The organism is Haloarcula argentinensis DSM 12282 (assembly GCA_000336895.1).
In the GTDB taxonomy this organism is placed as follows: Archaea; Halobacteriota; Halobacteria; order Halobacteriales; family Haloarculaceae; genus Haloarcula; species Haloarcula argentinensis.
The window spans coordinates 1-21,487 of sequence record AOLX01000013.1 but is presented as its reverse complement, the minus strand read 5'-3'; the positions used below and the strand labels follow the sequence as shown (position 1 = coordinate 21,487).

Here is a 21,487-nt window from a genome sequence, read left to right as displayed (position 1 = left end):
GATGCGAGTTCGTCGAGGGTCGTCTGTCGGGGCTGCCGGTAGTAGCCTTCGTCGACCGCGAGTATCGCCGCTTCCCGTTGTTTTGTCGTGAGACAGGAGAGGTCGACAGTCGCAGGCTCCGACTCCGTCTCGTCGTCCTGCCGGGATGTCAGCCGTCGCAAACGGACTCGTTCGGCCGCTGATTGCAACTGCTCGACTAGCTCGCTGATGACGCTCCGGTCTGAGACGTACGTTTCGATGAAGAGGGTGTCACCGTCTACGCGTCGGGTTCGTGGCACACACCCGACCTCGCTAAACGCGAGACAGAGGCAACCGTCCCCGACCTGATTTGTCGAATGAAGGACCCGCGCAGTACCGGTTTCATCGGAGACAGTCATCTCTGCGTGGCAGATTCCGTCGTCGATCTGGTTGTGAACGCTCTCGATGTCTGCGTCCGGATCCGAGAGTGGACACGAACAGTTATCGGGCAGCTCAATTTCGAACAGGATTTTGAGGGGCCGTTCAGTGGCGGTGCCCGCCGTCGACCCTGTGAGCCCACTCTCGGATTGGTCCATTCTGTTTGCACCTCTCCGTCGTTTACTTAAATACATTTTGTCAATTCTCACTGTAATCGGCAGACGGCGATATGTTCGTCCCGAACGTTCATGTATAAATATCCCCCAGCAGTCACGACGGTCCCAAGTATAAACTGTGCCCCACCGTGACCCAGAGAGACGACGTCGCGGGCATGTCCACAAGTTGGTGTCACTAAAGTCACAAGATAAATGCCGCCTCCGCCTGATACAACAACAATGGTCCTCTCGGACGTTTTGCTTGCCCCCCTGGGACTGGCTGCCCTCCTTCTTGCGGTGCCGATTGTGGTGCTGTATCTCATTCGACCGGACCCACAGGAACTGACGCTGCCGACGTTCCAATTTCTCGTCGCCGGAGAGCGCCAGCAGTCAGCGACACCGTTTCTCGAACGGATTTCACGGAGCCTCCTCCTGCTGTTACAGGTGTTAGTCGTGCTGGTGCTCGCAGTCGGGCTGGCGACACCGTACGTTACGGTCTCCGAGCGGGCGACGGTTGAGGAAACGATCATCGTCGTCGACACGAGCGCGTCCATGCAGACAGACGCCGACGGGCAAACACGCTTCCAGCGGGCCGTCGCGGCCGCCCGAGAAGAAGTGACGGGGACGACATCTATCGTCACCACGACCAGCGGTGGCGATGTGGTACTCCAGCGCGGTACGCCGACAGCGGCTCAGGGAACGCTAGATGGACTCAGCCCAACGGATGCGCCGGGAGAACTCAGCGGCGCTATCTCGCAGGCGGCTTCGCTGGCCGGCGAAAACGCCAGAATCGTCGTTCTGAGCGACTTCGCTGGCGAGGAGTGGACCACGGCGGTCACGACGGCGCGCGGGCGCGGCCTCTCCGTCGATCTCCAGCAGTTCGACGGCGGGGGCGACGCGAACGTCGGGTTCATCGACCGGCGGTTCTCCGGCTCGGCGGTGACGCTGTCGGTGAAAAACTACGGCGACTCGGCCGTCACCCGGACCGTCCGGCTCGGCAACACCCAGCGAGAACTACAGCTCGGGCCAGACGACGTGGGTTCTGTGACGCTACCGGTCCCGACCGGCGGGAGTGAGGCGCAACTCAGCCCGGGCGACAGTTTCACGACTGACGACAGCGTCTACGTCGCCGCGCCAGCGGACGCGGCTGTCGACGTGTTAGTGCTGACAAACGACCGGAACCGGTACCTGACCACCGCGCTGTCGGTCGTCGACCGGGTGAACGTGACGGTCAGACAGCCGCCGACGACGATTCAGGGCGATTACGACGTGATACTGTACAGCAACGTCGACCAGAGTTCGCTGCTCCCCGGCAACGTCGAGAGCGGGCGCGAACTGGTCGAAGACGGTGGCGGCGTCGCGGTGCTGGCACAGGACAACCTCCCACAGCGGTACCAGGACCTCCTCCTTATCGAACCCGGCGAAACCAAGGCAGGTGCAACAGTCGGCCAGACGGCACAGACACAGCTCACCCGTGGCATCGACTTCCAGCCACCGGATGAGTATATTTCCGGGTCGCTACGTTCCGGGTCGGCTCAGGTGCAACTGGGCGACGGGACGCCGCTCATCGCGACCGAAGACCGGAGCGGTGGCCGCGTCATGTACTACGGCTACATCGAGGACCGGTCCAGCTTCAAGTTCAACTACCAGTACCCCGTGTTCTGGAAGCGGGCGGTGTACTATCTCGCGGACAGGGAACAGCTCCCGGCGCTGAACCACGAAACCGGTGAGACTGTCCAGTTCGGTAACACCACCGTCGAGGGGCCGGCCGGCCGTGTCTCCGGGACCTCGGTCCGGCTCCAGCGGGCCGGCCTCTACCGGAGTGAGAGCCGGCAGGTGAGCGCGTCGCTGCTGGACGAGGGCGAATCCAACACCAACGTCGAAACACTCGACCGGCGCTCCGGAACGGCCGGGAACCTCACTCGGACCGAACAGCGGTCGGTGCCACAGCCGCTGACCGAATACTTCGCGCTGGGCGGGCTGGTGCTCGCACTGGCCGAGGTCGGCTATCTGCGCCGACGGGGTGATCTCTGATGGCAGTTTCATACACCCTTGCGGAGGGGCTCACCGTCGGTGTCGAGCACCTGTGGCCGCTACTCGCCTTGCCGGTCGCCGTCGGCCTCCTCGCGTATCTCGTCCGGCGCGGCGACGGCGGGCCGCGATCGGCCTCGAACCGGAGCCGCCGGCTCCTGCTCGCCAGCCGCGTGCTCATCGTCTGCCTGCTCGTGCTCGGCGCGATGGAACCGTACACCGTCCAGACCCGCGAGACGCCGGGCGAGCCGGGCGTGACACTGCTGACAGATGAATCCGCAAGCATGGGCATCTACCCGAACACGACCGACGAGCTGGTACAGGACATCGAAGGCGAGGGGGTTCCGGTGACGCGAGCGACGATCGGCAGCGGGTCGAACTCGCGGATCGGTGACGGCGTGGCGGCAAATCTGCAAGAGAACGGAACGGTCGTCGTCGTCTCCGACGGGCGCGTCACGGAGGGTCGAAGTCTGGCGACGGCCGCCGAGGACGCCGCCGGGCTCAACGCGACTGTCCATAGCGTCACCCCGCAGTCGCCACGCACCGAGCGGGCCGTAGCGATAGCGGGGCCGTCGACGGTGAGCCGCGGCGTCCAGTCCCAGTACACCGTCTCGATGGAGGGCGTGAGTGTCATCGAATCGGTGCCCGTCGAGGTGACCATCGACGGCGAGACGGTCACTGAAGGCGAACTCCGACCGGACGGGACGCTCACCGTCGACCATACGTTCGAGGAAATCGGGTCACACCGCGTGACTGCGACGCTGTCCGGTGACGACGAGTACGCGCGAAACGACGTGTTCTACAAGAGCGTCCGCGTCGTCGAACAGCCCGACGTGCTGTACGTCTCACAGGGCGAGTACCCGCTGCGAAACTATCTCGACTCGCTGTACAACGTCTCGACGGCCTCGTCGGTTCCGGCGGACCTCGACGACTACGCCGCCGTCGTCATGCAAGACACGCCGTCGGGCAATATCGGGAACGCCACCGCGTTGCAGGACTTCGTCATCAACGGTGGCGGGCTGGTCGTCGCGGGCGGCGACAACGCCTACGAGAACGGTGGGTACGAAACGTCGTCGGTGGCCTCAATGCTCCCGGTCCGCGTGGGGAACGCGACCGGCGGCGAGTCGAACATCGTCATTCTCGTCGACGTGTCCGGTAGCGCCGAGGGCGGCCTCTCGATACAGAAAGCCGTCGCACTGGATGTACTCGACCAGCTCGGCGACGAGAACCGGGTGGGCGTCGTCGCATTCAACCACGACGCATATCGCGTCTCGGAGATGCAAGCACTCGGCCAGAACCGGGCGGAGACTGCCGACAAGATACGGCGGCTGGAAAGCGGTGGCGCGACCGATATCGCTGTTGGGCTTCAGGGAGCCGACGAACTGCTGGGCGACCGCGAAGGGACGATCATCCTCCTCAGTGACGGTCGGGACCAGCTCGGCCCGCCGGCAGCCGTCGCCAACCAGCTGGGCCGCGAAGGGACGCGCGTCGTCTCGGTCGGCGTCGGCAAGCGGGTCGGCGTCCCGACGATGCGCCAGATCGCCAGCGAGTCCGGCGGCTCGTACTTCGCGGCCGACGAGACCGAGCGGCTGCGGCTCCTCTTTGGCGGCTCCTCGCGGCGCTACCAGGGGGAGAACCTCACCATCGTCACAGAGGACACGTTCATCACCTCCGGCGTCGAGCTGACGGCCAATCCCGGTCAGGCGAACAACGTCCAGGTCAAGCCCGGTGCCGACTATCAGGTCGCCACCGCGGACGGGAAGCCGGCCATCACCTCTTGGCGGTTCGGGCTGGGCCGCGTGGTCTCTATTACCGCCTACGATTCGGACAACACGATGGGCGGCCTGCTCGACCGGCCGGACTCGCTGGTCGTCACGAAATCGGTCAATTACGCGGTCGGCGATCCAATGCGTACCCAGACCGGCGTCACGGCGGTCGATGACGCCCGTGTGGGGCGTCCGACAACGCTGACCTACCGGGGCGATAGCCGCCCGGAGGCAGCGAACATCTCCTTCCGCCAGATCGGCGACGGCCGGTATCGCGGCGAGTTCACGCCGCGGGAGACAGGATATCAGACCACACTCGACACCGAGTACGCGGCGAACTACCCCGTCGAGTACGCGTCCTTCGGCCCGAGTGACAGCCTCGATGCGCTCGTCGAAACGACGGGCGGGCAGACCTTCAGCCCGAGCCAGGGCGAACAGATAGCCAGAGAGGCACGGCAGAAGTCCACCCGGGTCCGGACCGTTCGGGACACCTGGGACTGGATTGCCCTGCTCGGCGCACTCCTGCTGTTCACCGGCGAGGTGGTCGCCCGGCGTGTTCAAGTGTACCGCGGTCGCACCTCCCTGGAGAGTGGTCTCCCGTGAGCGCAATCGGCCGCCGAATCAACCTCGGACTCGTATTGTTCGTCCTCCTCTCGATGGTCGGCACCGGCGGGACAACGGTGCTGTATCAGGACTCCGCGAGCGAACTACGATCGCAGAACCAGGATCTCAGACAGGAAAACGCCGAACTTCGAGGGAATCTGGACGACACCAGAAGTAACCTGGAATCTACCCGGACCCGCGTCGACGAACTCGAAGAGCGACTAGAGACGCGGTCGGAAGACGTCGATCAGGTCGCAACCAACCTGAACCAGACGGAAGAGCAATTGAACGCCACGCAGAGCCAGTTGGCGGAGACCCAGCAGTCGCTCCGCAAGAGCGAGAACCGCGTCGAAGATCTGGAAGGGACAGTCGATGATCTGCAAGACGAGCGCGACAATCTCCAAGATGAAGTTGATGACCTCGAGTCGACAATCGGCGACCTAGAGGCCGAAAACGAGGAGTTAGAGGACGAGCGCAACGAACTAGAGGACAAAGTGTCGGACCTGCAGGACGAAATCGACAGTCTGGAATCACGGATCTCCTCTCTCGAAAGTGACATCCAGGACCTCGAAGACCAGAACCAGGAGCTGAGAGACGATATCGAGACCATCTGTAACAGGATGGAGACACCGGACCCGACCTGCGAGGACTACTGATGGACGATCCCGACACAGATACCGGAGAAAGCGGCGACGACGAGCCGCCTGAAAACGGACGGGCACAGGCACGCGAACGCATGGCTGACGCCATCGCCGAGGTCAGACGCGAGGGCAAGAAAGCGGCGTTCGTCTACGCCATCGTCGACGCGGTGTTGATCTTCCTCCTGGTGAACATCTTCCTGACTGTCCTCTCGCCGACGGAACTCCCGACACAGCTGTCAGTTCCGGCGGCGGTGACGGACCCGGTCGGGGCAGCTGTCGGCCGCTCGATACCGAAGCTGACCTTCCCCACGGGTGCAGTCGTCGGCCTCGCTGTTGGGGGGGTCTGGTTCATCGGCGAGTACCTGCACCGGGTCCGCCAGCCGCTCGTCGAGCAATTCGAGGCCGCAAACGCGAACGTCACCGACGCGCTCCGAACGGCCCGGGACGCGGTCGAGGACGGGGCCGAAACGCGGATGGCGGCCCGGCTCTACGAGGATGTTCTCGATGGGTTGAAACAGAGTTCGAGCATCGCACTCGTCGATAGCCGGCGGCTGCTCGGCACGCTTATCGTCGTTATCCTGCTGAGCCTGGCGACAGTGCAGGTGGCCGTCGTCGACATCGGCCTACTCGACCGCGACCCGGTCGAGACCGAGTCGCCGAACGACCGGCCCAGCGAGTACGAGGGGCTCGAAGACGGCGACGCGATACTCGGCGACAGCGAGGACGTGCAGGCTGGCGACGAGAACCTCACCGCCGAGATCGATTCGACTGGCGGTGACGAGGAAATCGACCGGGACCAGTCGTTCCCATCGTCGCCGGACGCCGGGGAGCCGGGGAGCGGCGGCGGCACGGTCGACAGTCAGCAGGCCGGGTTCGCCAGCCAGGAAGAAGTCGAAGATGCAGACCTAATCCGCGAGTACAATCTCAGGATTCGAGACCGAGACACAGACGACGAGGACACCGACCCATGAGCCCAGAGCAAGACATCGACGAACTACAGCAGAAGATCGCGAACGCACGTGAACAGATCGCCACGCGAATCGTCGGCCAGGAGGAGGTACTGGAGCAACTGCTCATCTGTATTCTGGCTGACGGCAACGCCCTGCTCGAATCGAACCCGGGGCTGGGGAAGACAACGATGGTCCGGACCGTCGCGGAGGTGACCGACCTCCAGTTCTCCCGGATTCAGAACACCCCCGACCTGATGCCCTCCGACATCACCGGGACTGAGATCATCCGCGAAACCGACAGCGGGCGTGAGTTCGTTTTCGAGAAGGGGCCGGTGTTCGCCAACGTCGTGCTGGCCGACGAGATCAACCGGGCGACGCCGAAGACACAGGCCGCCCTGCTGGAAGCGATGCAGGAGAAACAGGTGACTGCCGCGGGCGAGACATACGAACTGCCGCGCCCCTTCTTCATCCTGGCCACCCAGAACCCCATCGACCAGTCGGGGACCTACGCGCTCCCGGAGGCCCAGACCGACCGGTTCATGCTGAAGCTGTTGGTCGACTACCCGGAGTACGACGAGGAGCGGACCATCGTCGACATGTACACCGCCGGCGCGGAACAGGTCCCCGTCGAGCGCTCGCTGACCCGCACGGAGATTCAGGAGATTCAGCAACTCGTCCGCGAAATGCCCATCGCCGACGATCTGCGTGACCGGGCGGTCCAGCTCGTCCGTCGGACCCGCGAGGCCGACGACATCGAGTTCGGAGCCAGCCCGCGTGCGAGCATGGCGCTCGTCCAGACGGCGAAGGCCCGGGCGTTCCTCCACGGCCGTTCGCACGTCACCGGCGAGGACATCGAGGCGCTGGCCGCCCCCGTGCTCCGCCATCGGATTATCGTGGACTTCCGGGCCGAGCGAGAGGGGCGGACGGCGGACGACCTCATCGCGGCCCTGCTGGAATGAGACACCCAGTGACCGCGGTTCAGCGGGCGGCCCAGCAAGAGTGGGAGGGACAGCTGTGACTATCGAACCGGACTTTCTCGACGAACTCGGCCGGTTCACCGCGGCGCTGAACCGCCAGACCACCTCGATTCGGCAGGGCGATCAGCAATCCCCGCGGGTCGGGGAAGGACTCACATTCAGCGACTACCGGCGCTACTCACCGGGGGACGACACGCGGCGTATCGACTGGAAGCTGTTCGCCCGGACGGAGGAGTACTTCATCAAGCAGTACGAGGAAGAACGGAGCCTGACCGTCCACCTGCTCGTCGACACGAGCGCATCGATGGACTACGGCGACGCGGCGAGCCACAAGTTCGAGTACGCCGCCAAGCTCGGGCTTGGCTTCGCCTATCTCACCGCCGAAGAGAACAACGACTTCCGGTTCTGTACGTTCCGCGACCGGGTGGACCGTATCGATACGGGTCAGTCGAACCGCGGCGAACTCCTCTCGCTCATCGACCAACTGAACGAGGTTTCGCCGGCAGGGAAAGCGGACTTCGAATCCGCTTTGGAGGCATACGCCAAACGTATCCGCTCACGTTCGCTCGTCGTCGTATTCAGCGACTGCCTAGCCGAGCCAGAGACACTCGAATCCGGTGTCGCTGCGCTCGCACGCAACGACGCCGACGTACTGTTAGTCCGCGTGGTCGCTCCGGCGGAGCGAGACCCCGGCGTCGTCGGTGACGTGCTGTTTGCCGACCCGGAAAGTGACGAGACACGCCGATCGTATTTCAGCGGCTCGCTGGCCGAGACGTACCAGTCGCGGCTCGACGCACACATCGACTCGGTGTCGAACCGTGTCACCGCGCTCGGCGCGGACCACGTACTGGTCGATACCGGTGAAGACTACTTCGACTCCTTTGCGAGCATCTGGCTACAGTAGCCAAACGACGGCAGGGACGGCTTACTCTGCCAAGATGTGTGCCGGCAGGTCGTCGCGGATGATCGTATCGCAGTACTCACAGCGGACGCCGTCGTCGCCGACGGCAAAGCGCGAGTCGACGGGTTCGTCCTCGGTCGTGATGCAGTTGTGGTTCGGGCATTCGAGGACGCCCTCGACGACCGACGGGCGTTCGACGCGACGCTTTTCGATGACATCGTAGTCACGGATGATGTTGATCGTCGCCGCGGGGGCGATGAGCGAGAGTACGTCGACCTCGTCCTGTGAGAGTTCGCGGCCCTCGACCTTGACGACATCTTTGTGCCCCAGACGGTCCGAGGGCATGTTCATCGCGACGGAGACGGAGTCGCCGCTGGTACCGTCGATACCGAGAATCGCCAGGACGTTCAGCGCCTGTCCGCCCGCAATGTGGTCGAGAACGGTGCCGTTCCGGATCTTTGAGACGCGGAGTTGCTGGTCGTTGTCGCTCATTGGCCGCCTCCGAGCATCAAGTCGAGCAGCGCCATCCGTACCGGGACGCCGTTGTGGGCCTGCTGGAAGTACTGTGCGTGAGTGGTTTCGTCGACATCGTGGGCGATCTCGTCGACCCGCGGAAGCGGGTGCATCACGGTCAGATCGTCCTTGGCCGCCTCAAGCGTGGCAGCGTCGATCTGGTACTGGCCGGCGACTTCGCGATACTCGCTCTCGTCCGGGAACCGCTCGGCCTGAATGCGCGTCACGTAGAGCACGTCCAGTTCCGGGAGTATCTCGTCGAGTTCGGTGTGCTCGCGGACGCCCGCACCGGCCTCGTGGAGGTCGTAGCGGACTGAGCGCGGAAGCTGAAGCGACTCCGGACTAATGAAGTGCTGACTGGCGTCGACGGTCGTGAGTGCGTGGGCCAGCGAGTGGACCGTCCGTCCGTACTTCAGGTCCCCCATGATACCGATAGTCAGGTCATCGAAGCCCGCGTTCTCACGGATCGTGTAGAGGTCCAGTAGCGTCTGTGTCGGGTGCTGGCCGGCCCCGTCACCGGCGTTGACGAGTGGCACGTCGACAAACTCACTCGCCATCTTTGCGGACCCCTCCATAGGATGCCGGAGCACGAGCGCGTCGGTGTACCCCTCGACGACGCGGACGGTGTCGGCCAGTGACTCGCCTTTCTTCACGCTGGAGGACTCGACAGAGCCCATGTCGACGATGTCGCCGCCGAGGCGTTTCATCGCCGTTGTGAAGCTCATCTTCGTCCGGGTACTCGGCTCGAAAAAGAGGAGCCCAAGCAGCGTGTCGCTGTGCCGGTCCGCAAACGCCCCCGGGTCAGCCGCGATGTCAGCCGCGCGGTCGAGCACCGTCTCGATGTCGCCCCGCGAGAGTTGTTTCGCGCTGATGATGTGGTCGTGCCGCATTTCACTCGGTACCGCGCTCCGGACGGTCTTGAATCCCCCGACACGGGAATTGAACGGTCGCTTACATCATCAGGTTCGGCTTCGAGAGCGTCGGCATTGGGCTCGAAAACGGGTCAAAAAACAAATAGCGGCCGAAATAGCAGTACGAGACGACTAGTCAGGGATTGCTCTGCCAGACATCGACGCGTGGCTCGGTGTATGCCTTCCCAACGATATCGGGGATACCGTCGCCGTCGAGGTCGACGACCTTCGCTTCGTGGGTTGGGATACCGGTGTTCAGTTGTTTCCGCTCGAAGTTCCCCGCTCCGTCGTTGTGGAACACGAACTGTCGCGGTTCGTGTCCTTCCTCAAGACCCATTTCCGCGACGAAGATGTCGGGATTACCGTCCCCCTCGAAGTCTGCCACGTCAAGGCTGTGTGGGTTCGAGAGGTCGTCGTGTAGCAGGGTCAGGTCCCACTCGGGCGGGTCGAACACGCCCAGCCTGGCCGGGCGGTCATCGAGATACGGTTCGTCACCCTCGACGAGGATGATTTCCAGATCGCCGTCGCCGTCGATGTCCTCGATAGCGACGCGGGTACACTGCCAGCCCTCGGCGATCGGCTCCCTATCCCACCCATCGGCCGTCCGGTGGAAGATGTTGGGGCCGGCGACGATTTCGACCTCGCCATCCCCGTCGATATCCTCGACAGCGACACCCTCGACATCGAGGTCCTCAGCGACGACATGGCGGTTCGCCACCGGCCACGGTTCCCGCGTCGGGTCCTCGGGAATATCGTAGTAGAACACCGTCTTGGATTCCTGAGACAGTCCGACGACCTCGTTCTGGCCATCGCCGTCCACGTCCGCCACGGCGGTGTCGTGATACTTCTCGAAGTCGTCGGTGATGAGGCGACGTGTCCACTGCTCTCGCGGGTCTTTCGGGATCTCGAACCACCACAGTTTGTGCTGGTGGATATTCTGGCCAGCGACCATGTCAGGGCGACCGTTCCCCGTTATATCGCCCAGCGAGCCGCCGACGGAGAGTTCCGGTGCGCTGGCAACGTCGTGTCGCTCCCAGCCGGGGTTTTCGTACCAGAATACGTTCGTCTGGAGCCAGCGGGCCAGCGGCCCCATGCCGAACACGGACAGCAAGTCGACTGACTTGTCGACGAGTGGGAACTGGACCTCGTGTTCGTCGCCGAGCGCCCCGACGATAACATCTGGCCGACCGTTCCCCGTGAGGTCGGTCGTGAGACAGAAGCTCATCGTGCTCGCCGGTGGCGAGGCTTCGATGCGCTCGTGATGGAGGTTCATGTCCCAGCCGTTCGGGTGCATCGGTATTGTTATAGCCGGGCTAACACCGACCGACAGTGGTCACGAACTCGTAGCGGGCAGCCGTGTGGAACTGCGCGACGGCTTACTCCCGTCGAGGAGACGCTCTAGCGTTGCCGTCCCGTGATCGATCTTCGCCGTCGGGTCGTTGTCGAGTTCGTTTTCGTAGATCACCCAGTCAACGCCAGCGTCGCTGGCGGCGTCCAGAACTGCCTCCATATCCACAACGCCCTCCCCGTGTGGGACGTTCGTGTAGCCCCGGAACGGCCCGATTGGAGCTACATCTCGGAGGTGTACCATATTGATACGCTCACCACAGAGCGAGAGGAGCGCGGTTGGGTCGTAGCCGGCCTCGCAGATCTCAGCGACCTCCGGTTCGAACGTGAGCTCCGCCGGCGTGGTTCGAGCGAGGAGATTCCACGCGGGCGTCTCACTCGGTATCGTCGTCTGGTCGGTTGCCCGAAGGTTCGTCAGCAACTGGTGTGTGTATTCTCCGACGGCTGCGGGTATCGGCGTTCCGTCGATGAGTTTGCCCGCCGCGTCCGGAAGGAAGGGTCGGAACGTCTGTCGTCCCGTATGATACCCGAGCTGCATATCACACGCTTCGAGGCCGGCTGCTACGTCGCAAAGCCGGTGGGAGAGCGAGCGGATATCGCTTCGAGTTCGAAACTCGGACGCCGACAAATGCGGGATAACGAGTGTATCACACCCCACAGTTCGACACCGGACCAACAGATCTGACTCTCCGTCCAGCGCAGCCTCGATATCCGGGAGGTCCGCGTGGACGGCGACCGGTTCGAGATCCACGTCATCAAGTGCTGCTGCGACATCTTTGGGCGGTTCCTCGTGGAACCGGTGAGCGAACTCGACCCCATCGTAGCCTGCAGTGCCGACACGACGGACGATTTCGGGGAGCGGTTCGGACAGGGTGCGGATACTGTATAACTGAATGGCCGTGTTCGGTCCACTACCCATACTCACAGTTACGGTGTCACCATCATTGTTACACACATGCTATCAGGTCCCATTGAGAGCGGGCACGAACGGTTCGGCTGTCGGAACCGTTGCCGTTGAAAACACAGGCTCGCTGTGGACAGGGGGCGTACAGCGTATAACGACCGTATAAGAGTAGGCAACGGCCAACCAACGTAAGCCAGTCCTTTCGACCCAGTTCGGTTGTCAATGTTCTCGACTCCAGTACAAGGTTTCAAAGCCGATAGACGGTCCATCCCCAGTATGCTCGCAATCGCTGGCGGCAAGGGTGGCTGTGGCAAAACGACCATCGCCCTCGGCGTGGGTCAGGCACTGGGGACGCCGACCAGACGGTCGCTGGTCGTGGACACCGATCGTGATATGCCGAACCTCCACCGTCGCGCTGGGGTCGACTCGGCACCCGGAATCGCTGATATCACAGTCTCGGCTGAGCCGACCACAGTTGCCAAGCGCGCCATGACCGTCGAGAACGTCGACGTACTCCCCTGTCAGGACGCAACCGAAGCCGCTGTCGACACTGCCATCGACACACTGCCCCGACGTAATCGCCCGGTGGTACTCGACTGTCCGGCCGGGGCTGGCCCGGACGCCGCCCGGCCGCTCCGGGCGGCTGACAGGACAGTGCTCGTGAGCGCACCAACCCGCCAGAGCCTCACCGACACAGCCAAGACTGCGGCGATGGCCCGTGCGCTCGATGCACCGCCCGCGCTCGCGGTCCTCGTCGGCAGTGATGGGTCCGTAGACCCATCGCCACTGCTGTCCTGCCCAGAGACGGTACACGTTCCGTCGGTGTCGAAACCGCTGGAATCGGACCGGGCGGCGGCAAAATACGTCGAGATAGCGAACGTTCTCGCCAAGCGGAATACTTAATCTCGTGGGAAAATAAGTCCTCAGTGGTATGGCCAACCGGTTGCGAACGGGGATCGACGTCCTCGACAGAAAGCTCGATGGTGGCATCCCTGCCGGGAGTATCGTCGTGCTCTCTGCCCAGCCGGCTAGCCAGGCGGAGCTGTTCCTCTATGAACTCACCGCCACGCGCGGAACGCTGTGGTTATCGCTCGATCGGACCGCCGAATCAGTCATCGCGAGCATCGAGCAAACACCAGCCAACACCGGCGACCCGACGGTGCGACACATCTCCGGCGAAGCACCGCTCGACAACGCCGGCAAGCTCGTCTCGGCGCTGCCGGAGACCTCGAACCTCATCGTCGATCCGCTCGACGTGCTGGAAGCCCAAGAGCCACACTCGCGCTTTCGCGCGTTCATGAACGACTTGCAGAACCACATCGTCAACACCGGAAGCCTCGCTATCGTCCACTGTCTCGATGGCCGTGACGTGCCACCGCTTCGGGATACGACCGAGCACTTCGCTGACGTGGTGTTCCAGCTCAACACCACGACGGCCGGTGACGAGGTCGAAAACCGCCTCGCGATTCCGAAGTTCCGCGGCGGGCGCGCCCCCACCGACATCATCAAGCTCAATCTCGTCGAGGAGGTCAGCATCGACACGAGCCGCGACATCGCCTGAGTCTATTCGCCGCCGGGCCGTGGCTCCCTGTCCGTCGACCCGAACTCCGTTCCGACGAGTATCAACAGGAACAGTCCGAGACCGACGCCGATACCCGCTGCCAGTCCGATTCCGGTGCTTCCGGTCAGCACGACCGTTCCGACGCCAAACGCAATTCCCGGCGGGAGCGCGAGCAGTGACGGGTACACCAGCGACACTCGCATGGGTAGTGATGACGTGTCGTGCGTATAACGGTTCTCCCGGTTATGCTCTCAGAAGGTGGCGGCCGCTATCGCTCGGAGCCGCGGAACTAGTCGCTGACGCTCAACACTGCAGAACCGCTCGCGTGCTCGCGGTGCAGCTACTCTTCAGCGCCTTCGATCTCTTCGACGATCTCTTCGGCGTCAACGTCGGCGTCTTCCAGTGCGTCCTCGATGTCAGCGCCACCGGCACCGCCCATGCCGCCCATCATGCCGGGCATGCCCATGCCGCCGCCACCGATCTCCTCCTGCACGATGATGCGGTCGATATCGAGTAGCTGGGTCAGCTGCTGGGCGATCTGCTGTTTGCCCATCATCCACTGCTGGTTCATCGTCAGCTGCGGCGTCGCCTCGATGTAGAGCGTCTCCTTCTCGACTTCGACGGTTTCGTACTCGGGCTCGGACTCTTCGTCCTCGTCGTCCTCGCTCTCGACGAGCTGTTCTTCCTCGACAGTGTCGGTCTCGAACCACACGTCGAGCTCCATGTCGAGCATCATCTGGATGATGCCCTGTGCCTTCTCCTCGCGGTCCGTGACCTCTTCGAGGATTTCGTAGTCGTACTCGACATCTTCACCGGCCAGCGGGTGGTTGAAGTCCACTCGCGCGCGGCCGCCAATGATGGTCTCGACGTGGCCGTGTTCGCCCTCAAGATCGACGTGTGCGCCAGGGTAGCGGTCGTCCTCAGGGATCTTGTCTTTCGAGACCGTCCGGACCTCTTCCTCGTCGTACTCGCCGAAGGCGTCGGCGGCCGCGACGGTCACGTCGCCCTCGTCGCCGACCTCCTTGCCGTAGATGTCCTGCTCGACATCCGGGAAGATGTGGTTCTCGCCCAGCACGATGGTTCGCGGGCCGAACTCCTGCTGTTCGGTGTCGATACCGTCGTCTTCGGCGACTTCTTCGTCGGTCGTGTCGACAAGCTGGCCGCCGTCGACGGTGCGGGCGGTGTAGGCGAGCTTGACGACATCGCCTTTCTGAAGTCCCTCCGCCTGTTCTTCTTCGTCTGCGGTCTCCTCGTCTACGTCAGTCTCAGACTCGTTGCTCATACCCTGTTCGTCAGTCGTGGCACTCTTAAGGACAACGTTTCCCGGTCAGCAGCGGTCGGGGACCTTTAGAAGTGGCCGGCTAGTACTCGCTTTCGGCCAGCAGCCGGTCGAACTTCTCTCGGTCGATGTTCCGCCCCGAGATGGGAAGCACGACCGTCTCGCCCCGTAGTTCGTCACCAGCCTGAATCGCTGCGGCGACAGCCGTCGCACAGGCCCCTTCCATGACGATGCGGTCTGTCTCGAACAGGCGGGCAACGGCGTCCGCAATTGCGTCCTCTGACACGAGCCGGAAATCGGCGAGTTCCGCCTGCAGTATTTCGGTCGGGAGCGCGAACGGCACCCGCGTCGCGACGCCCTCGGCAATGGTGTCGACGCTGTCGAGGGCCTCCAGCGTCTCCTCGTGCCAGGCACGGTACACTGCGGGCGCACCCGCAGCCTGCACGCCGACGACAGCGGCGTCCGTCATCGCTCCGAGTGTCGTGCAGTACCCGGCCGCGGCGGTACCACCGCCGACAGGACAGAACACGCGGTCAACGTCGGGCCGTTCGTCGAGGATTTCGAGACCTGCTGTGCCCACACCGGCGAGTAGTTTCGGTTCGTTACCCGAGTGGACGTAGCGCGCCGCACGCTGAGTCGCCAAGTTCTCGATGTGCTCGCGGGCCTCGTCGTAGTCCTCGCCGTACTGGATGACTTCCGCACCGAGTTGTTCCAGTGCGTCGACCTTTCCGGCGTTCGCGTCCGCCGGGACACCGATGGTGACCGGCACGTCGAACTCGCGGCCGGCCCAGGCGATGGACTGGCCGTGGTTCCCCGTGCTCGCAGCGAGCAGCCCGGCGTCCCTGAACTCCTCGTCGAGGGACGCGACAAGGTTTACACCGCCACGGACTTTGAACGCGCCAGTTGGGAGGGTATCCTCCCGCTTGAGCAAGACATCCGCATCGAGAGCTTCGGAGAGGGCTTCACTGCGGACCAGCGGCGTTTCCGGGAGGTGCTGTCGGATGCGTTGCCGGGCGCGCGCGACCGTTGCAACTGTCGGCGGCGTCAGGTCGTGGTACGGAAAGAGGGTCGTTTCGTCCGGGGAATCGATCGGTTCGTAGCGACCGGCCATACTACTACCCGAGAGAGCGGACACAGTAAATGGCGCGGTCGACGGGAGCGTTTTTTAGCGGCCCGGTCCAGCCCCACAGTATGTACGAAGTCGAGGTGAAAGTGCCAGCGAACATCGAGGCTGTCGCGGAGCGACTCGACGAACTCGAAGCCGAACAAGTCGACACGGTGATCCAGACAGACACGTACTACGACGCCCCCCATCGGGATTTCGCCGAGACAGACGAGGCGTTCCGGGTCCGCCGCGAGACCAGAAAGGGGGAGACGAACGCGAAAGTCACCTACAAGGGGCCGCTCCTCGAAGCGGAGTCGAAGAGCCGAGAGGAGTTCGAAACAGGCGTCGAGGACGGCGACGACATCGATGCGATCGTCCAGCACCTCGGCTTCGAGCCCGCGGCGACCGTCCGCAAGAACCGTCGGGTGTACGAGGTTCGGGAATACGACGTCACGCTCGACGCTGTCGACGATGTCGGCGAGTTCGTCGAAGTGGAGCGGGAGACCGACGGCGACATCGAACCCGTTCGAGAGGGGGCCTACGAGGTGCTTCGGGATCTCAATCTGGATCCCAGCGACCAGCAGCGAACCTCCTATCTCGGTATGCTACTTAGCGATGCGAACGAGTAATCATTCCGCTATTATCTGTTCCCGTAAGTTATAGAACCCGGCCAGACGAAGTTGCAGCAATGACCGAGCGGAACATCCACGTCCAACCTGCGAGCGGGCTCGCCGTCGAAGATCAGGACATCGAAGTCGTAGAGCGCAAGGGTATCGGCCATCCGGACTCTATCTGTGACGGCATCGCGGAGACAGTGTCGCGTGCATTGGCACAGACGTACATCGACCGGTTCGGCACAGTTTTGCACTACAACACAGACGAGACACAGCTCGTCGCCGGCACTGCCGCCCCCGCGTACGGCGGCGGCGAAGTGCTTGAGCCGATCTACATCCTAGTCGTCGGCCGAGCGACGAAGAAGTTCGACGGCGAACGCATCCCAGCCGAAAGTATTGCCCTCCGGGCCGCACGCGACTACCTCGACAAGCAGTTCCCCCACCTCGACCTCGGCTCCGATGTCATCGTCGACGTCCAGTTCGGCGAAGGGTCGGGCGACCTCCAGACCGTGTTCGGCGAAGAGGCGACAGTGCCGATGGCGAACGATACCAGCTACGGTGTCGGCCACGCCCCGCTAACGGAAACCGAGCAGATCGTCCGCAACACCGAGCAGAAATTGACCGGCGAGTACGCCGAGTCGAACCCGGTCGTCGGTCAGGACGTGAAGGTGATGGGCAAGCGAGAGGGCGACCACATCGACGTGACCGTGGCCGTTGCGATGGTCGACGAACACGTTCCGGACCTCGAGACGTACAAATCCGCCGTTTCGGACGTCCAAGCGTTCGTCACCGACCTCGCCGAGGAGTACACCGACCGGGACGTGACGGTCCACGTCAACACGGCCGACGACTACGACGCCGAGTCCATCTATCTCACCACCACCGGGACCAGTGCCGAGCAGGGCGACGACGGTTCCGTCGGCCGCGGAAACCGTGCGAACGGCCTCATCACGCCCAACCGGCCGATGAGCATGGAGGCGACGTCCGGGAAGAACCCCGTCAACCACATCGGGAAAATATACAACCTCCTCTCGACAGAGATCGCCCAGTCCGTTGCGAGCGAGGTGGACGGCATCCGACAGGTCCAGATGCGTCTGCTCTCACAGATAGGGTCGCCGATCGACGAACCCCACGTCGCTGACGCGACGGTTATCACTGAAGACGGTGTCGCAGTCGGCGACGTCGAAGCAGATATCCAGGCCACAATCGACGACGAACTCGCCGACGTGACCGACATCACGCGGCAGGTCATCGACGGCAACCTCTCGACGTTCTGAGACGGCGAGGCGACACCCCTTTACTCGCCGGTAGTCAACTCGCGGGCATGCATCCACCAGACGCCGACAGCGTGCTCGTCCGCCACGGCGAACTCGGCGTCAAGAGCGACCAGGTCCGCCGGAAGATGGAGGACCAGCTGGCGGACAACATCCGTGCGATGCTCGACGCGCGCGCCCTCTCAGGGGACATCGAACAACGACGGAACCGGCTGTTCGTCCACACCGACCAGCCCGAGGGCGTGACCGCGGCCGCGGCCGATACGTTCGGCGTCACCTCCGCCTCGGCGGTCACGACCGTCGACTCGACGCTGTCCGCAATCAAAGATGCACTGGCCGTGACCGCACGAGAGCAGTACGACGGCGGTGCTTTCGCTGTCAGCGCCCGCCGGGCGGGACCAGCGGAGGCACATCCCTTTTCGAGCACGGACATCGAATCCGACGGTGGCACCGCCGTCTGGGAGGTAATCGAGGAACTGGGCGGTGAGCCCGCTGTCGACCTCGACAACCCCGATTTCGAACTGTTCGTCGAGTGTCGTGCCGATGAGGCCTACGTCTTTTGTGAGAAACGTGCGGGACCCGGTGGCCTCCCACTCGGGACCCAGCGACCCGTCGTCGCTCTCGTCAGCGGCGGCATCGACTCGCCCGTCGCCGCCTGGAAACTGATGAAACGCGGCACACCGGTGCTTCCCGTCTACGTCGACCTCGGTGATTACGGTGGCTCCGACCACCGGGCGCGAGCCGTTTCGACCGTCGAAACACTCGCCTCGTACGCACCCGGACACGACCTGTCGCTGTCCGTAATCGACGCCGGTGACGTCGTCACCGACCTCTCTCAAAACCTCGGGTCGCTCCGAATGCTCGTTCTCCGCCGGTTCATGCTCGCAGGCGCCGAGGCTATCGCGCACGAATGCGACGCTGTCGGCATCGTCACCGGCGAAGCTATCGGGCAGAAGTCCAGCCAGACAAGCGCGAACATCGCAGTCACCGATGCTGCGACCACGCTCCCGGTGTACCGACCGAACCTCACCGTCGACAAGTCCGAGATAACCAATCACGCGCGGACTATCGGGACCTTCGATGACTCGACAATCGACACCGGTTGCAACCGTGTCGCGCCATCGCATCCGGAAACCAATGCCTCGCTGGAAGCGGTTCGGGCAGCCGAACCCGACGACCTGTTCGAGCGTGCCAAAGTCTGTGCGCAGGACCGCGCTGTCATCCCCATCGAAAGCTAAATTTCCGGGGCGGGCCAGGGTTGAGCCATGACGCAGGTCTGTCTCGTCGGGAGCGAGGACGTGAATCTCCGGTACGAACTCCTCTCGCGCGAGACTGCGCGAAACGCACTCGCCACCTACGACCTGCAGGAGCCGTTCGCGAATACCGTCGCCGTCGACACCGTGAGCCTCGGCGCGGCGGTTGCGTTGCTCAACGACCTGAACTGGTATCTCGTTCGTTTCGCCGACGCTGCGTTCGTGCGTGACCCGTCGATCAGTGAAACGGAGTGGCTCTCCCGGGACCTCGCCGCGGCGATCCGGGACGACGACGTTGCGCCAGAGGATACCGGTCGCTTTCTCAAAGTGTACGGTATTGTCGAGTCGGACGTACCCGACGAATCTACTGACGAAGCCTCGTCGGAGGGGGAGTCGGAAGCAACGACTGGCACACAGGCGAAAGAGACCGAGCGCCCGCCTGAACTTGTCGAGCCGATGCTCCTAACACGGACCGGCGACACGATTCCCGAATACGATCTTCAGGACGTGGATGACACGCTCATCGTCAGAGTGACCGAATCGGAGTTCGGAGCCTAACTCGGATCACGCCGCGCGCATAGAACGGACAGTTCTCAGTCGAACATTCCGGTCGACATGTACCGCTCGCCGCTGTCCCAGTAGACCGTGACCACGAGCGGATCGTCGACGCCGTCCGCGACGAGTTGCTCAGCCACCTTCCGCGCGGCGAGATTCGATGCGCCCGATGACTGCCCGACGAGGATACCCTCCTCGTGGGCAAGCCGCCGGCACTCGTCCTCCGCAGCCGAGAGTTCGACCGTCACCACGTCGTCCAGCAGATCGGTGTCCAAGTTGTCGCTGACGAATCCCGGTCCCATTCCCTGGAAGCTATCCTCGCCGGTACCCGGTTCCATCCCCGAGAGGACGGCGTTGTCCGCCGGCTCGACCGCGACGATATCCATCTCGGGGAACGCTTCACGCAGTCGACGGCCGGTGCCTGTGAGCGTTCCACCAGTACCGACGCCCGCGACCAGCGCATCGACAGTCCGGTCACCCACCTGTTCGAGTATTTCCTTGCCCGTCGTCTCGTAATGTGCTGTCGGGTTCGCCAGATTCTCGAACTGTCGGAGTTGAACGTAGTCATCGCGCTCGCACAGCTCGTCCGCGCGATCCTTCGCGTCGGAGATGTCTCCCTCGACAAGGTCGATCTCCGCGCCGTACGCCTTCATTATCTGTCGGCGCTCCGGCGACTTCGAGGACGGCATCACCAGCACTACGTCGTACCCCTTCGTCGCCCCGACCATCGCCATCCCGATGCCGGTGTTCCCACTCGTCGGTTCGACGAGCGTATCACCCGGTTCGAGCGTCCCGTTTTGCTCGGCGTCGTCGATCATGTACTTTGCCGGCCGGTCCTTCGCGGACCCGCCAGGGTTGAACGACTCGATCTTCGCTCCGACGGTTGCCCCCTCCGGTGCACGAACCGAGACCAGTGGAGAACCGATTGTATCGAGAATAGAGTCTTTCATCGCCGCCGCCTACGCGGGCCCGACTTAAACGCCTACTGAAGGCCCCAAACGGTTCGTATAGTTCAAAGAGGCGGCATCGCTTTCTGGATCCGACACGGTCTCACGTGAACATATTTATGTCATCGACCGGCAGCACTGAGTAATCGACTGACAGCGTGTCTTTCGTGGCCCGGACTTTCCCAACGAACGCGGAGATGTCCTCCAGCTGGCCCTCCAGCACGAACAGCTCCATACAGTACCGGTCGCCGACGTGGCTGTGGAAGTTCGACGCAACGATGGACTCGTGGTCGTGGCGGAGATGCATCATCTTCTCCTCGACCGTGGTCGTCTCGTAGTCGAACAACACTGTGACGATCGCCATCAGTTCGCGATCCTCCAGCCGCTTATCCTCGAACTCCCCCATCAGATTCCGCACCGCTTCCCGAACGACCTCGCTGCGGCCTGTGTACCCATGTTCGTCGGCGAACGTGTCGATTCGCTCCTCCAGTTCGTCCGGCATCGAGATACTTACAACGCCCATGTATTAACTCGGCGCCGTTGCAGTATTAATAGTTCATATCTGCCCGGAACGACTGGAATCACTCGGGATAGCGCTGTCGCTAGCTCATCTCTTCTGAACGACGACCTGCTGGCTTGTCGTCCTAATAGCTCTGGTCTGTATAAATACAGAAAGCCCACTCGGGAGAGATGATTCTCCTGAGTGGGCTGTGAGAGGTATGAATGGTGGCGGCGAACCGCGTTTCCCAGAGGCTCGCGCACTCCAGTACTCCCCGGAACGCTGGTGGGCTTATCTTCCGTGTT

22 protein-coding genes and 1 rRNA gene are annotated in these 21,487 nt (G+C 63.2%); 12 read left to right on the top strand and 11 right to left on the bottom strand.

What is annotated here, in order from left to right; translation table 11 throughout:
- On the bottom strand, window positions 1-554 hold a 554-nt coding region (locus C443_RS03660; protein ID WP_005533967.1), incomplete at its 3' end, for a helix-turn-helix domain-containing protein.
- A gap of 237 nt (window positions 555-791) precedes the next feature.
- Here C443_RS03660 and C443_RS03655 point away from each other — a divergent pair.
- Genes C443_RS03655 through C443_RS03630 form a run of 6 tightly spaced genes read left to right on the top strand, consistent with a single transcriptional unit; the run spans window position 792 to window position 8,423 of the window.
- On the top strand, window positions 792-2,585 hold the full coding sequence (locus C443_RS03655) for a vWA domain-containing protein (RefSeq protein ID WP_005533966.1): 1,794 nt from the start codon (window positions 792-794) through the stop codon (window positions 2,583-2,585).
- Window positions 2,585-4,951 (top strand): VWA domain-containing protein, encoded by a 2,367-nt coding sequence (locus tag C443_RS03650; protein ID WP_005533965.1) that lies wholly within the window; start codon window positions 2,585-2,587, stop codon window positions 4,949-4,951. Before C443_RS03655 ends, C443_RS03650 begins: the two co-directional genes overlap by 1 nt.
- A complete protein-coding gene (locus C443_RS03645) occupies window positions 4,948-5,607 on the top strand; it encodes a chromosome partition protein (protein WP_005533962.1) in 660 nt (219 codons plus the stop codon). Before C443_RS03650 ends, C443_RS03645 begins: the two co-directional genes overlap by 4 nt.
- On the top strand, window positions 5,607-6,563 hold the full coding sequence (locus C443_RS03640; RefSeq protein WP_005533961.1) for a DUF7502 family protein: 957 nt from the start codon (window positions 5,607-5,609) through the stop codon (window positions 6,561-6,563). The genes C443_RS03645 and C443_RS03640 overlap by 1 nt, the downstream gene beginning before the upstream one ends.
- Window positions 6,560-7,501 carry an AAA family ATPase gene (locus C443_RS03635; protein WP_005533960.1) on the top strand — a complete coding sequence of 314 codons (942 nt, stop codon included), beginning with the start codon at window positions 6,560-6,562 and terminating at the stop codon, window positions 7,499-7,501. Before C443_RS03640 ends, C443_RS03635 begins: the two co-directional genes overlap by 4 nt.
- Window positions 7,502-7,556: 55 nt before the next feature.
- Window positions 7,557-8,423, top strand: a complete 867-nt coding sequence (locus C443_RS03630) for a DUF58 domain-containing protein (RefSeq protein ID WP_005533958.1) — start codon at window positions 7,557-7,559, stop codon at window positions 8,421-8,423.
- A 21-nt stretch (window positions 8,424-8,444) separates the two neighbouring features.
- On the opposite strand, the gene pyrI is transcribed toward C443_RS03630, so the two are convergent.
- From pyrI to C443_RS03610, 4 genes are all read right to left on the bottom strand, one after another.
- A complete protein-coding gene (gene pyrI, locus C443_RS03625; protein ID WP_005533956.1) occupies window positions 8,445-8,912 on the bottom strand; it encodes an aspartate carbamoyltransferase regulatory subunit in 468 nt (155 codons plus the stop codon).
- Window positions 8,909-9,823, bottom strand: a complete 915-nt coding sequence (gene pyrB / locus C443_RS03620; RefSeq protein ID WP_005533954.1) for an aspartate carbamoyltransferase — start codon at window positions 9,821-9,823, stop codon at window positions 8,909-8,911. The genes pyrI and pyrB overlap by 4 nt, the downstream gene beginning before the upstream one ends.
- Before the next feature lie 157 nt (window positions 9,824-9,980).
- A complete protein-coding gene (locus tag C443_RS03615; protein ID WP_005533952.1) occupies window positions 9,981-11,138 on the bottom strand; it encodes an FG-GAP repeat domain-containing protein in 1,158 nt (385 codons plus the stop codon).
- 39 nt (window positions 11,139-11,177) lie between these two features.
- Window positions 11,178-12,110 carry a sugar phosphate isomerase/epimerase family protein gene (locus tag C443_RS03610; protein ID WP_005533951.1) on the bottom strand — a complete coding sequence of 311 codons (933 nt, stop codon included), beginning with the start codon at window positions 12,108-12,110 and terminating at the stop codon, window positions 11,178-11,180.
- 261 nt (window positions 12,111-12,371) lie between these two features.
- Here C443_RS03610 and C443_RS03605 point away from each other — a divergent pair, with 261 nt between their 5' ends.
- Both C443_RS03605 and C443_RS03600 read left to right on the top strand, forming a co-directional pair.
- A complete protein-coding gene (locus C443_RS03605) occupies window positions 12,372-12,998 on the top strand; it encodes a MinD/ParA family ATP-binding protein (RefSeq protein WP_005533949.1) in 627 nt (208 codons plus the stop codon).
- A 28-nt stretch (window positions 12,999-13,026) separates the two neighbouring features.
- Complete coding sequence (locus C443_RS03600; RefSeq protein ID WP_005533947.1) at window positions 13,027-13,656, top strand: RAD55 family ATPase; 630 nt, start codon at window positions 13,027-13,029, stop codon at window positions 13,654-13,656.
- A 2-nt stretch (window positions 13,657-13,658) separates the two neighbouring features.
- Here the strand turns inward: C443_RS03600 and C443_RS03595 are convergent, their stop codons facing one another.
- The 3 genes from C443_RS03595 to C443_RS03585 all read right to left on the bottom strand — a co-directional run bounded on the left by C443_RS03595 (window position 13,659) and on the right by C443_RS03585 (window position 16,046).
- Window positions 13,659-13,859: a hypothetical protein gene (locus tag C443_RS03595; protein WP_005533945.1), complete on the bottom strand. Its 201-nt coding sequence runs from the start codon at window positions 13,857-13,859 to the stop codon at window positions 13,659-13,661.
- Between the two features lie 137 nt (window positions 13,860-13,996).
- Entirely contained in the window at window positions 13,997-14,938 is a 942-nt protein-coding gene (locus tag C443_RS03590) for an FKBP-type peptidyl-prolyl cis-trans isomerase (RefSeq protein ID WP_005533944.1), read from the bottom strand.
- 79 nt (window positions 14,939-15,017) lie between these two features.
- Window positions 15,018-16,046 (bottom strand): threonine ammonia-lyase, encoded by a 1,029-nt coding sequence (locus C443_RS03585; protein ID WP_005533942.1) that lies wholly within the window; start codon window positions 16,044-16,046, stop codon window positions 15,018-15,020.
- An 80-nt stretch (window positions 16,047-16,126) separates the two neighbouring features.
- Between C443_RS03585 and cyaB the strand changes: the two genes are divergently transcribed.
- Genes cyaB through C443_RS03565 form a run of 4 tightly spaced genes read left to right on the top strand, consistent with a single transcriptional unit; the run spans window position 16,127 to window position 19,739 of the window.
- Window positions 16,127-16,669, top strand: coding sequence for a class IV adenylate cyclase (gene cyaB / locus C443_RS03580; protein WP_049943889.1), 543 nt, complete (start codon window positions 16,127-16,129; stop codon window positions 16,667-16,669).
- A gap of 59 nt (window positions 16,670-16,728) precedes the next feature.
- Window positions 16,729-17,931, top strand: a complete 1,203-nt coding sequence (locus C443_RS03575; RefSeq protein WP_005533937.1) for a methionine adenosyltransferase — start codon at window positions 16,729-16,731, stop codon at window positions 17,929-17,931.
- Between the two features lie 47 nt (window positions 17,932-17,978).
- Window positions 17,979-19,166, top strand: coding sequence for a tRNA sulfurtransferase (locus C443_RS03570; protein WP_005533936.1), 1,188 nt, complete (start codon window positions 17,979-17,981; stop codon window positions 19,164-19,166).
- A 27-nt stretch (window positions 19,167-19,193) separates the two neighbouring features.
- A complete protein-coding gene (locus C443_RS03565) occupies window positions 19,194-19,739 on the top strand; it encodes a DUF5804 family protein (RefSeq protein ID WP_005533935.1) in 546 nt (181 codons plus the stop codon).
- Window positions 19,740-19,774: 35 nt separating this feature from the next.
- Here the strand turns inward: C443_RS03565 and C443_RS03560 are convergent, their stop codons facing one another.
- The 3 genes from C443_RS03560 to rrf form a co-directional block, all read right to left on the bottom strand.
- Complete coding sequence (locus C443_RS03560; protein ID WP_005533934.1) at window positions 19,775-20,686, bottom strand: PLP-dependent cysteine synthase family protein; 912 nt, start codon at window positions 20,684-20,686, stop codon at window positions 19,775-19,777.
- A 100-nt stretch (window positions 20,687-20,786) separates the two neighbouring features.
- Window positions 20,787-21,206, bottom strand: a complete 420-nt coding sequence (locus tag C443_RS03555) for a CopG family ribbon-helix-helix protein (protein WP_005533933.1) — start codon at window positions 21,204-21,206, stop codon at window positions 20,787-20,789.
- 201 nt (window positions 21,207-21,407) lie between these two features.
- Window positions 21,408-21,487, bottom strand: a 5S ribosomal RNA gene (gene rrf / locus C443_RS22450); the annotation flags it as partial.

What these genes read in the sequence shown, in the direction of transcription:
- C443_RS03655 (WP_005533966.1), top strand. Translation starts at nt 792, where the DNA reads ATGGTCCTCTCGGACGTTTTGCTTGCCCCCCTGGGACTGGCTGCCCTC.
- C443_RS03650 (WP_005533965.1), top strand. Translation starts at nt 2,585, where the DNA reads ATGGCAGTTTCATACACCCTTGCGGAGGGGCTCACCGTCGGTGTCGAG.
- C443_RS03640 (WP_005533961.1), top strand. Translation starts at nt 5,607, where the DNA reads ATGGACGATCCCGACACAGATACCGGAGAAAGCGGCGACGACGAGCCG.
- C443_RS03635 (WP_005533960.1), top strand. Translation starts at nt 6,560, where the DNA reads ATGAGCCCAGAGCAAGACATCGACGAACTACAGCAGAAGATCGCGAAC.
- pyrI (WP_005533956.1), bottom strand. Translation starts at nt 8,912, where the DNA reads ATGAGCGACAACGACCAGCAACTCCGCGTCTCAAAGATCCGGAACGGC.
- pyrB (WP_005533954.1), bottom strand. Translation starts at nt 9,823, where the DNA reads ATGCGGCACGACCACATCATCAGCGCGAAACAACTCTCGCGGGGCGAC.
- C443_RS03615 (WP_005533952.1), bottom strand. Translation starts at nt 11,138, where the DNA reads ATGCACCCGAACGGCTGGGACATGAACCTCCATCACGAGCGCATCGAA.
- C443_RS03610 (WP_005533951.1), bottom strand. Translation starts at nt 12,110, where the DNA reads ATGGGTAGTGGACCGAACACGGCCATTCAGTTATACAGTATCCGCACC.
- C443_RS03605 (WP_005533949.1), top strand. Translation starts at nt 12,372, where the DNA reads ATGCTCGCAATCGCTGGCGGCAAGGGTGGCTGTGGCAAAACGACCATC.
- C443_RS03600 (WP_005533947.1), top strand. Translation starts at nt 13,027, where the DNA reads ATGGCCAACCGGTTGCGAACGGGGATCGACGTCCTCGACAGAAAGCTC.
- C443_RS03595 (WP_005533945.1), bottom strand. Translation starts at nt 13,859, where the DNA reads ATGCGAGTGTCGCTGGTGTACCCGTCACTGCTCGCGCTCCCGCCGGGA.
- C443_RS03590 (WP_005533944.1), bottom strand. Translation starts at nt 14,938, where the DNA reads ATGAGCAACGAGTCTGAGACTGACGTAGACGAGGAGACCGCAGACGAA.
- C443_RS03585 (WP_005533942.1), bottom strand. Translation starts at nt 16,046, where the DNA reads ATGGCCGGTCGCTACGAACCGATCGATTCCCCGGACGAAACGACCCTC.
- cyaB (WP_049943889.1), top strand. Translation starts at nt 16,127, where the DNA reads ATGTACGAAGTCGAGGTGAAAGTGCCAGCGAACATCGAGGCTGTCGCG.
- C443_RS03575 (WP_005533937.1), top strand. Translation starts at nt 16,729, where the DNA reads ATGACCGAGCGGAACATCCACGTCCAACCTGCGAGCGGGCTCGCCGTC.
- C443_RS03570 (WP_005533936.1), top strand. Translation starts at nt 17,979, where the DNA reads ATGCATCCACCAGACGCCGACAGCGTGCTCGTCCGCCACGGCGAACTC.
- C443_RS03565 (WP_005533935.1), top strand. Translation starts at nt 19,194, where the DNA reads ATGACGCAGGTCTGTCTCGTCGGGAGCGAGGACGTGAATCTCCGGTAC.
- C443_RS03560 (WP_005533934.1), bottom strand. Translation starts at nt 20,686, where the DNA reads ATGAAAGACTCTATTCTCGATACAATCGGTTCTCCACTGGTCTCGGTT.
- C443_RS03555 (WP_005533933.1), bottom strand. Translation starts at nt 21,206, where the DNA reads ATGGGCGTTGTAAGTATCTCGATGCCGGACGAACTGGAGGAGCGAATC.